The sequence below is a fragment of the Candidatus Aquarickettsia rohweri genome (genome assembly GCF_003953955.1).
Classification (GTDB): Bacteria; Pseudomonadota; Alphaproteobacteria; order Rickettsiales; family Midichloriaceae; genus Aquirickettsia; species Aquirickettsia rohweri.
The window spans coordinates 1-10526 of sequence record NZ_RXFM01000041.1 but is presented as its reverse complement, the minus strand read 5'-3'; the positions used below and the strand labels follow the sequence as shown (position 1 = coordinate 10526).

The window sequence follows — 10526 nt, the reverse complement described above, 5'->3', positions numbered from 1 at the left end:
AAAATTCATATTTACTTACATTACTTTTTTTATATTCTTCTACTAGCTCTTTCCATTTTTCATTACTTATTCTTTTTTTCTAATAGCATCATTAGCCTCTATTTTTTTAGGCTTTTGTTCTACCACTTATTTTTATTCTTGCCTAGATGCCCTTATTTTAGCGCTTACATTGCAATTCACACCAGAATTAGTCATCACGAGCCCCATTAGGGGCGTGGTGATCCAGAATTATTGCCTAATTTAAATTTGTTGATACTTTTCCTGTCCTGGATTGCCGAGAGCATTAACAAGATCTCGCAATGACTATATTGCTAACAAAGTTGTATTCAAATGTTTGTATATAACAGTTTTTTTGACTTTTACTAAATATTTCTTATATGCAGCTCGGGTTAAGTTAGAGGGTTATTATAGATTCTTATATTATGATGAATTAGAAAATTTTTATAGATTAGAGTAATTAAATTTTAATTAAGGCAGAACCCCAAGTTAACCCTCCACCAACAGCAGAAAGTGCAATTAGTTCTCCAGATTTGATTTTTCCTTTAGAAACATATTGATCAAGTGCTAGGGGAATTGATGCTGCAGATGTGTTTGCATGATTAGCAACTGTTGAAACAGCCTTTTCAGTACTTATATTAAGCCTTTCCATAACAGATTTTATGATTCTTTGATTTGCTTGATGCAGTAAAATCCAATCAATATCTGTAATGCTTAGATTATTCTTTGTAATAATGTATTCAATGGATTCAGGCATTTTAGTAACAGCATATCTAAAAACTTCTCTACCATTCATCGTAATTTTTTTATCTAAATTACCAGATGAGACTCCACCATTTACGATAAGTATATCTTGGTATTTACCATCTGAGAATAACTCGATATCAAGGATTCCATTAGTTTTATCTTCAGATTTTTCAAGAATTACTGCGCCAGCACCATCCCCAAACAACACGCAAGTTGATCTATCTTGCCAATCTATTATTCGTGACATTGTTTCAGCACCAATTACAGCTACTCGATTAGCTTTATTAGATATAATAAGAGAATCTGCTATTTGAAGTGCATACAAAAACCCAGAGCAAACAGCTTGGACATCAAAAGCAAAGCCTGATTGCATTCCTATATTGTTTTGAACTTTAACTGCAGTTGCTGGAAATACTAGATCTGGCGTAGTAGTTGCTATAATTATAGCATCTAAATTATTAGCAGAAATATTAGCTTTTTTAAGCGCATTTTTTACAGCTATGGTTGCTAAATCTGAAGTTAATTGATTTTTGCCTGCAATGTGTCTTTTTTTTATACCAGTTCTTGCTTGTATCCATTCATCTGAAGTATCTACTATTTTTTCTAAATCATTATTGGTTAAAATGTTATCTGGTAAATAACTACCAAAACCAATTATTTTTGATGAAGTCATGTGTTTTTAATGCCCAATATTTTAGCTGAAGTTTGTTTTAATTTATCAACAAAATTTAGTCCAGTACCATTTTTTTCAAAGATATCCAACTCTTCAGTTATTTTAGTATTAATATTATTTTTCGTTAATTTATATGCTGTATCAATAGCATTGTAAATTCCATCAACACTTGCAGATCCATGGCTTTTTATTACAATGCCTTTTAACCCTATAAACATTGCACCATTATTCTTATTAGGATCAATAATTTTAAAAGAAGCTTTGATTTTTGATTTTAATAGTAATCCAGCCATTTTAGTAAGTAAATTGCCACTATTAATAGAGTTTTTCATTAAATCTATGAATGTATTAGCAGCGCCTTCTGAAGCTTTTAGAAATATGTTTCCTGAAAATCCATCTGTTACTAATACATCCACTTTACCTTTTACAATATCATGACCTTCTACAAAACCATGAAAATTGAGTCCAGATTTTTCTAAAATTTTATATGTTTTGAGTTCTAAATCCCTACCTTTTGTATTTTCTTCTCCAACATTTAAAATTCCTATCTTAGGATTATCTATTTTTAAAATTATTTTTGCAAAGCATGTTCCCATCAGAGCAAAATGAAATAAGTGAGATTCATTGCATTCTAAATTAGCACCCATATCAAGTATAACGGTGCCATTATTATTGATGCTTGGAAATATTGCTGCAATAGCAGGTCTTTTTATATGATCAAGAGTTCCAAGTACCATTTTAGATGTAAGCATTAATGCCCCAGTATTTCCACATGAAACAGCAGCATGTGCTTCTCCATTTTTTATTGCTTCAATGGATTTTCTCATACTTGAATTCTTACCATTTCTCCAAGCTTCTGTTGGCTTATCTTCATCAGAAATTATGACTTCACTATCTACTAATTTATAACTGTTTTCTGAAAAATTAAAGTCAATTATTTTTGGTAAAATTACTGATTTTTTGCCATATAGTAGAAAATTTACATCGTTGCAGGTTTTTAAAAACTTGTCTATAGCTTCTATTATAGCATTAGGTGAATTAGCCCCACCCATGGCATCAATACTAATCCAAATCTTATTAGACATACTTGATGTTATTTTTTATCTTGATCTTTTGAGATTTTTTCTTTTTTTGTAGTTTTTGTTACTTTTTTATCCGTAACATTTGGGGTTACTTCTTTTTTTGTAGCTTTTGTTACTTTTTTATCAATTTCTTTTGATGTATCATTAACTACTTTAATTTTTTTAGTATCTTCTTCTTTTGTATTTTCAGATTCTTTGTTATCTTCTTTTGTTTTTGGTTTTATTAATTGCTTTCCGTTATAATATCCATCTTTCAATGAAATATGATGTGGTAATTTTGGTTCACCAGTAACAGAATCAAAGGAAATAGAAATTTTATTAATCCCATCATGTGCTCTTCTGCTATTTCTTTTAGATTTAGAAATCTTTTTCTTAGGTACAGCCATAAAATATTGTATAACTAAATTTGTTTATTGAACCATTTTATATAATAAATTGATTATAATTGCTAGTAAAATAGTAATTTAGTATTATTTTTAAAGTTCAGGTTTGAGAACTGTATCAGCGTTATCGTTATCTTGATGGCCTAATTCGCCTAATTAAGCAGCATTAGGGTTTGTGCTGCTATGAGGTTCTAAATCAGTATCAGTTTCAGGTTTTTCAATTGGTAATGCGGATTGAAAAGGGTTTATTTTTTCAAACAATTTTTTACTATCAGAATAAATATGATTCAATCTTGAATGTAAGGTATCTTTTAGAAAGTATACAAATTCTGTTGTATTGTATACATATATGTATACAGGTTTTTTTATTAATAATGTGAAGTGTTCATCAAGATCATTAATTTTACATTTAACTATATCTGTGGGATCTATATTATAAAGTAGAATATTGATTAAAGGGTCAAATGCACTAACAGCATAATATATATATAATCCTGATTTTAAATGATTAAGAGTTTTATTAAATCCATATCCAGGTGCAAATTTTACTTGAAATATTTTTGGTAAATAACTATCAATCCAAGAAGCAAATGCTTGGCTATCACTGTATTCAATATTAAATAATTCTGAAAAAAATCTTTTTGTAATTTGTTCTACTGCTTGGCTGTAAATAAGCTTTGTTTTTATAAAATCAGTAAATTCTGGTGGAGGGCTATCTGATTTAAAATCAATAGCTTTTAGTGATGAGTTGTATCCACGGTAATAATCGTCTAAAATTTTTGCTGAATAAATTGCGGCTAATGAAGTTAATGTTGAAGCACAACTGAAACCAAAAAACAAAATTGGCATAGTGAACTGGATTTTCATTAAGGTGTATGCATTTTGTTTTTGGAGAAAACCACTTAATTTATCTTTTCCTATTATATCAGGTACAATACCTTGGCCACCTTCAGATTTCATATATAACTATAAAAATTATAAATTAAGTATAATTCTATATATAAAAGGTAAAATAAATCAATAATAATGTTTAGTTTGTATTTAAATTTTTTGAAAGGTGTTCTTCCCAAATTTCACCATTATTAATTAATTTATTTTTATCGTATAATAACTCAGCATGTGTCTCAGTAGCATATTCAAAATTTGGACCTTCAACTATAGCATCAACTGGGCAAGCTTCTTGACACAATCCACAATAAATACACTTTGTCATGTCAATATCATATTTTGTTGTTCTTCTACTATCATCTAATCTTGCCTCTGCTTCAATTGTAATTGCTTGGGCAGGGCATATGGCTTCGCATAATTTGCATGCTATGCATCTTTCTTCTCCATTTGGATATCTTCTTAGTGCATGCTCGCCCCTAAACCTAGAGCTAAGATAGCCTTTTTCAAAAGGATAATTAATTGTCACTTTTCTTTTAAAAAGGTAGGTTAAAGTTAAAAACATACATTTAAATATCTCAATTAATAAAAAAGACTTAAAATAATATTTTAATTTTTTCAACTTATAAATTGCACTGTTAGTTCTTAGTAATTATAGCAACACGTTTTATACTTTGCAAATCCTTATAAAAATCAATTTTATATCCATAATTTTGGAATATATTTTCAATTGCAAAGCTTTGATTAATACCTATTTCTAATACTATGATTCCATCTTTATTTAAATAATTTTTTGAGTGCTTGGCAATAATTTTATAATTTTCTAGTCCGTCTTTGTTGTCAGTTAGGGCTATTTTAGGTTCAAAATATCTAACATTTTTATCTAATGTTTCCCAATCATTTAAAGAAACATATGGGGGATTTGATATTATAATATCAAATTTAAAATTAGAGTTTAAATTGCTAAACCAATTACCTAATACAAAATTTATTCTGTTATCAAGAGAAAGCTTTTTAGCATTTAATTTAGCAATATTTAAAGCTTTTTTAGATATATCTATTGCAATTGCTTTTGAATATTTAAACTCTGAAAGAAGTGATAAAATTATACACCCACTGCCAGTTCCTAATTCTAAAATATTTAATGGCGTATCAATTTTTTTATTAAGTTTTTTTAGAAGTAACTCTATGACAAGCTCTGTCTCTGGCCTGGGTATAAGTACACTATTATCAATAATATAATTTTGTTTCCAGAAATCTTTATTTCCCAATATATATGCTACAGGCTCGTTTTGTAATCTACGATTTATCAATCTATAGTATTGAGAATAATCTAATTCTGAAATTTTTTGATTTAATTTAAATAATAATTCTTCTGAATTATTTAACTTTAATATGTGAGATAATAAGATTTTTGCATCTAGTTTATATGTAGAGATATTGGATTTTTTTAATAATATTTGTGCTTCTTTCAGTGTATCTAATATTGTAGTAATGCTACTTCTCATGTATAATTTCTGTTTTAAATTCAATACATTGGCTTATATCACTAATGTTTAGATCACCTATTGCATCTATGCCATCTCCTCCTATGATTTTTTTTGATTGATAAAGAACTATTTTATCAACTAAATTTTCTTTAATAAAAGAAGTGCTAATTTTTTGTCCAGCTTCTATGAGCAAATTGTTTATACCTAAATTTGTAATATGATGTAAAATTTCTTTTAAGTTTAGTCCATCTTTTGTTTTATTTACATGAATTACATTTGCATCATGGTAACTATTAATATGTTTTTTATTTGTAAAGATTGTAGTTTGGATATTTTTTGCTGTTTTAAGTATTTGAGAATTTTTTGATATTTTTAAATTTGTATCTATTATAATTCTAATAGGATTATGATCATCTGTATTATTTAAGCGGCATGTAAGTAAAGGATCATCTGCAATTACAGTTCCTATTCCTGTAAGAATAGCATCATTTTTAGCTCTTAACTTATGTGATGAATATCTAAGTTTTTCACTTGTTATCCATTTGCTTTTTTTGTTAAAAAGTGCAATTTTGCCGTCTAAACTGGTAGCTAATTTAAGGGTAATATATGGTAGATTTGAAATTATTCTTTTTTTAAAGCCTAATATAAGTTGTTCGCACTTATCGTTTAAAATACCTATCTTAGTTTCAATGTTGTGTTTTTTTAATATTTCAATGCTCTTTCCATTAATTTCTGGATTTGGATCAATTGCACCAATAACTACTTTTGAAATTTTAGAAGTAATGATTTTTTCTACACAGGATGTTTTATCTGCTTTATTAATACAGCAAGGTTCTAGAGAAATATATATTGTGCTTCCTATAAGGTTTTTTGAAGCTACTTTTGATATTGCTAAATGTTCAGCATGAGGCCTCCCGCCATTCTTGGTTCTAGCTTTAGAAATTATTTGATCATTTTGAACAATCAGACAGCCTACGGATGGATTAGAGCCAGTTTTGCCAATGCCAGTTTTAGCTAGCTTTATGGCTTCATTCATATAATAAATATCTTTGTCCACTTTAGCAGTTTATTTGCGGTCTTTAATTTTAGAATAATACGTTTTTTTATTAAAGGTGCCCTCCATTTTATCAACTATTAGTGTAACAGTACAGTCTCCAGTAATATTTATCATTGTTCTAACCATTTCTAACAGCCTGTCTATACCAAGTATGACTCCAATACCTTCAAGTGGCAACCCTACTGATGATAATACCATCCCCATCATTACCATTGAGCCACCTGGAAATCCAGCAGCTCCAATTGAGCCAATAGTTGCTGTAAGAATTAATATTATGTAATGATTGAAATCTAAATTTATACCAAAAATTTGAGCAAAGAAAACTGCACAAATTCCTAAATATATAGCTGTTGCATCCATATTAACTGCAGCTCCTAAAGGCAATATAAAAGATGCAGATCCTTTGGAAACACCAACTTTATTTCGAAGTTCAGATATAGCAGTTGGAAGAGTAGCTTTACTACTAGATGTAGCTAAAGCTAGTGCTTGAGTAGTTAGCATCTTGCTAAAGAAAGGAAGCGGATTAATCCTTGCGATAACTAGTAGCATTACTCCAAATAATATATATTGAACAAATAAAGCACCAAGTACAACAAGAATGAATTTTCCAAGATGCAGCATTACTTCGATACCATAATCTGCCACTACCCATGACATTATTGCAAATACCCCATAAGGTGTTAGTTGAATAACTAATTGAATCATCTTGAAAACTAAATGAGTGCACGAAGTAATAAGATTTTTAACTTCTCTTCCTTTATCACCGATTAATATTAGTGCAAATCCTGTAAAAAATGCAAATACTACTATTTGTAAAGTTCTGCCATCAGCCATTGCTTTTATAGGGTTTGAAGGAATTATATTAACAAATAAATCTTTTAGACTTTTGTTTTGTTGATGTTCAGTTGGATTTGTTAGATCAATAGTTAGTCCTAATCCAGGTTCAAATATATTTGCAAAAGTTAATCCAATTGTAACAGCAAATGCTGTTGTAAACATGTATATAAGAAAAGCTCTTGTTCCAAGTCTTCCAAACGTGCTTGCATCGCTTACATTTGTTATGCCATTAAGTATTGAGAATAATATTAATGGCACAACCACCATTTTAATCATATTTAGGAATACTTCTCCAAAAGGTTGAAGATATTGTGCATAATCTTTACCAAATACACCAAATAATATACCTAAGATCATCCCAATAATTACTTTATGCCAAAGCCTTAACTTCTTTTTCATCGAACCTCTAATGCTTATTTAAATATATTTAATATGCTGACAATACACTAAAAACACAAAATTTGCACCGAATTTTTACTTTAATGCTTTTTTAAGTGTATAAAACATGGAGTAAACCTTGTTATTCAACTCATTGCGAATAAATGTATGAAAGATAAATAAATTAAGTCATTTCTATTGGGGTTGTGTTATGTTTATGATGGTGCCAGTTTGAGTCATATAAGGATATAGTATTCCCTCCCTAGCTGTGTAATATCAGCTTCTTTATCTTAATTATTGCACTTATTACCATTTATTAAACTTTCTCCCTGTCTAAAGGTGCAATTTACAACTGCTGACCTGGATGACAGTTTATTTAGAAGGTTTAGCATAATATTCTTTTTTTCGTATATAGTAGTTATTTTATTTTTGTTTAAGATATCAAGTGTTTTTTTAGCCATCATTTTATAGTCTGATGTAATATTACTCTGATTAAATAAATCTATAGAAAAATTTTTTATTTTAATATTACTTCTTTCTACTTACCTTAGCAATACCTTCAAAACTGTTTAATAAAAAGCTCTGTGTTGCTGAATATAGTGTAAGATAAGGAAATGGTCTGAAAGCTAAAAAATTAATAACATTTATGATATTTCCTATGCTAACGGCCTGCATTTTATTTATGAAATGTTTTACAATTATTAATTGTATATTAATATTATGAAATAAGACTTCTGTAATTTTATCGCAATCCATTTTTTGAAATTTGCCATGTGCTAAAATGCTATGATTAAGTGCAATTAATTCTGGATTAATACTCTGTAGTGCAGTATGAATTTCTTATTTTTATAGCCAGGTAATCTTTATCGATTGAATGTCTTTAGTCTTCTTATTTTTTTACCAAAAACAATAACCCCACCATCATTTATAATGCAGTTTGCTATCTCTTTTCCATATGCTGATTCATAGTTTGTAACTAGAGCATATCTTATACTAGAATTATTTTTCATTTTGTATGTCACAAACCTTTTATAAGCTATATTACCCCATATTTATCCTTAGATGTAAATCCTTCAATAAAGAGAATTAAATATTTTTTCATAGTAAATTATAAATTCATTTGTAATGCTATCATAAAATATCAAATTTTATATTTTTGAATTAATTTATAAACAAGTAAAGGTGGATCTAAATAATTATTGTATTGTCCAATTTTGTTTTTACTGGTACTGAATAAGATCAAATGTATTATAGCTTTAAAGATTTAGTTTATGGCTTGAATATATATAAGATTTATGATAGTCAAAGTTGTGAAGATTTAATAAGTCATATTTATTGTATTTGGCTTATTTAGATTGTTAAAGAATATATAAGGTAGTTAAACATGAGGTGTGAAAATGGCAATAAGTGATTTTAAAGATTTAAGCAAAGCTTTCAGAAAGATATCATTAAAATATCATCCTGATAGAAATAATGGCGATGACACAATATTTAAGAATATTGAACCATTTGTAAAATTATTTAATAATTTACCCCTTATTTATACTGGAGTAAATTTGCCATATATAACTGAACAAAGGGATTTTTTTCAAAGTAATCTTGATTTTAAAAAACAAAATATTCAAGAAAAAAATCAATATTTAGAAGAAATTATAAAAGGAAAAAATAAAAAATTAATTTATATTTATACAGGACATGAAAGGAGTTGTAAAATTATGAATATACAAGAAAACAAGCTTGTAGATGATAATTTTGGGATTTCGTTAAAAATATATGATCAATTAGCAACTGAATTTTTAGAAATAATTCCTGATGAAAACAAATATAGCTATTCTAAGCTTTTTGAAAATTATAAAACATTTTATCAAAAATGTTTTGTTAAGGAAAAAGAAATGGATAAAGAAGAAGTTGATAGAATTGCTAAAGAGGAAGAGGATCGCAAGAAAGCAGAAGCAGAAAAGTTAAGGCAAGAGGAAGAGCATCGCAAGAAAGCAGAAGCAGAAAAGTTAAGGCAAGAGGAAGAGGATCGCAAGAAAGCAGAAGTTACTAAAATACCTGAAAATTTAAAGTTTTTAAAAGATCAACATAGTGAAGAGATAATTAATAAAGTTGCTGAAACAATTTCTTCTCATGGAGGCGAATTTAATGAAGCAGCAACAAAGGAGCTTGCTAAAAGCCATGAAGTAGTTGCTAATAATAACCATTATAGTGCTGAAGAAATTAGCATGTCTATAGATTGTATTGAATATGGAATTTGTTAAAAGTTGTAGGAAAGAAAATGACAAAATATAATATAGCAATTTTAGCAGCATTATTTGCAATTAATAATGCAACTGCAAAATTTGAAAACTTTTATGTTAATGCTGAAGTTGGAATTTCAAAATCTGAAAAAGTAAAATCAGATCATGAATTTTATAAACAAAGTGGCAATAGTAAGTTTAATTCTAATGCAATATATTCTTTAGGATTTGGTTATAAGATTAATGATAAACTGAGATCAGAATTATCATATAGTTTTACAGATTTAAAATACTCAATCCACAAAGATAATATTGCTACGAATAAAGTTGTGCCAGCAGATTTTAATCAAGAGGTAAAAATTAAAACAGGAATGGTAAATTTGTATTATGATATATGTAAACGCTAAAATATCCCCATCTTGACAAGTATTATCCGCCTTTCTTTGGGTTTCTTAAGTTTTTTGATAATTCTAAAAAAAATTTAATTTGATGATATTTTTTTATCAATATTATATGGAAGTAAATTTACTAACTCTTTTGGATCAGAATAATCATGAATATGATTCAGCAAATATTTTAAATAATCATAAGGATTAATCTTATTTACTTTGCAAGTTTCAATAATACTATAAATATTTGCACTAGCTTTAGCACCCTTAGTTGTTGCACAGAACATCCAATTTTTTCTGCCAACTGCAAATGGTTTTATACTACGCTCCGAATCATTATTATCAATACGCAGTCTTCCATCTAAAAG

The 10526-nt window shown here is 28.1% G+C and carries 11 protein-coding genes and 1 pseudogene; 2 read left to right on the top strand and 10 right to left on the bottom strand.

Annotated features, from left to right (window positions below; genetic code table 11):
* Positions 1-457: 457 nt before the first annotated feature.
* The 9 genes and pseudogenes from EIC27_RS03570 to EIC27_RS07365 form a co-directional block, all read right to left on the bottom strand.
* Positions 458-1417 (bottom strand): beta-ketoacyl-ACP synthase III, encoded by a 960-nt coding sequence (locus EIC27_RS03570; RefSeq protein ID WP_126044769.1) that lies wholly within the window; start codon positions 1415-1417, stop codon positions 458-460.
* The gene (gene plsX, locus EIC27_RS03565; RefSeq protein ID WP_126044768.1) at positions 1414-2502 is read right to left on the bottom strand and encodes a phosphate acyltransferase PlsX; all 1089 of its coding nucleotides are present in this window, start codon (positions 2500-2502) and stop codon (positions 1414-1416) included. Before plsX ends, EIC27_RS03570 begins: the two co-directional genes overlap by 4 nt.
* A gap of 209 nt (positions 2503-2711) precedes the next feature.
* Positions 2712-2885, bottom strand: a pseudogene (rpmF, locus tag EIC27_RS07525) (50S ribosomal protein L32); the annotation flags it as partial.
* A 153-nt stretch (positions 2886-3038) separates the two neighbouring features.
* Entirely contained in the window at positions 3039-3842 is an 804-nt protein-coding gene (locus EIC27_RS03555; protein ID WP_126044766.1) for a hypothetical protein, read from the bottom strand.
* A 70-nt stretch (positions 3843-3912) separates the two neighbouring features.
* Positions 3913-4389, bottom strand: a complete 477-nt coding sequence (nuoI, locus tag EIC27_RS03550) for an NADH-quinone oxidoreductase subunit NuoI (RefSeq protein WP_126044765.1) — start codon at positions 4387-4389, stop codon at positions 3913-3915.
* A gap of 16 nt (positions 4390-4405) precedes the next feature.
* Positions 4406-5299 carry a peptide chain release factor N(5)-glutamine methyltransferase gene (gene prmC, locus EIC27_RS03545; RefSeq protein ID WP_126044764.1) on the bottom strand — a complete coding sequence of 298 codons (894 nt, stop codon included), beginning with the start codon at positions 5297-5299 and terminating at the stop codon, positions 4406-4408.
* On the bottom strand, positions 5265-6314 hold the full coding sequence (gene ribD, locus EIC27_RS03540) for a bifunctional diaminohydroxyphosphoribosylaminopyrimidine deaminase/5-amino-6-(5-phosphoribosylamino)uracil reductase RibD (protein WP_153183760.1): 1050 nt from the start codon (positions 6312-6314) through the stop codon (positions 5265-5267). Before ribD ends, prmC begins: the two co-directional genes overlap by 35 nt.
* 9 nt (positions 6315-6323) lie before the next feature.
* Positions 6324-7550 (bottom strand): dicarboxylate/amino acid:cation symporter, encoded by a 1227-nt coding sequence (locus EIC27_RS03535; protein ID WP_126044762.1) that lies wholly within the window; start codon positions 7548-7550, stop codon positions 6324-6326.
* Positions 7551-8392: 842 nt separating this feature from the next.
* Positions 8393-8551 carry a hypothetical protein gene (locus EIC27_RS07365; RefSeq protein WP_205702327.1) on the bottom strand — a complete coding sequence of 53 codons (159 nt, stop codon included), beginning with the start codon at positions 8549-8551 and terminating at the stop codon, positions 8393-8395.
* A 375-nt stretch (positions 8552-8926) separates the two neighbouring features.
* On the opposite strand from EIC27_RS07365, the gene EIC27_RS03525 reads away from it, so the two are divergent.
* Both EIC27_RS03525 and EIC27_RS03520 read left to right on the top strand, forming a co-directional pair.
* The gene (locus EIC27_RS03525) at positions 8927-9790 is read left to right on the top strand and encodes a hypothetical protein (protein WP_126044760.1); all 864 of its coding nucleotides are present in this window, start codon (positions 8927-8929) and stop codon (positions 9788-9790) included.
* Positions 9791-9807: 17 nt separating this feature from the next.
* Entirely contained in the window at positions 9808-10176 is a 369-nt protein-coding gene (locus EIC27_RS03520) for a hypothetical protein (RefSeq protein WP_126044759.1), read from the top strand.
* A 74-nt stretch (positions 10177-10250) separates the two neighbouring features.
* Here the strand turns inward: EIC27_RS03520 and EIC27_RS07870 are convergent.
* On the bottom strand, positions 10251-10526 hold a 276-nt coding region (locus EIC27_RS07870), incomplete at its 5' end, for a transposase domain-containing protein (protein ID WP_153183752.1).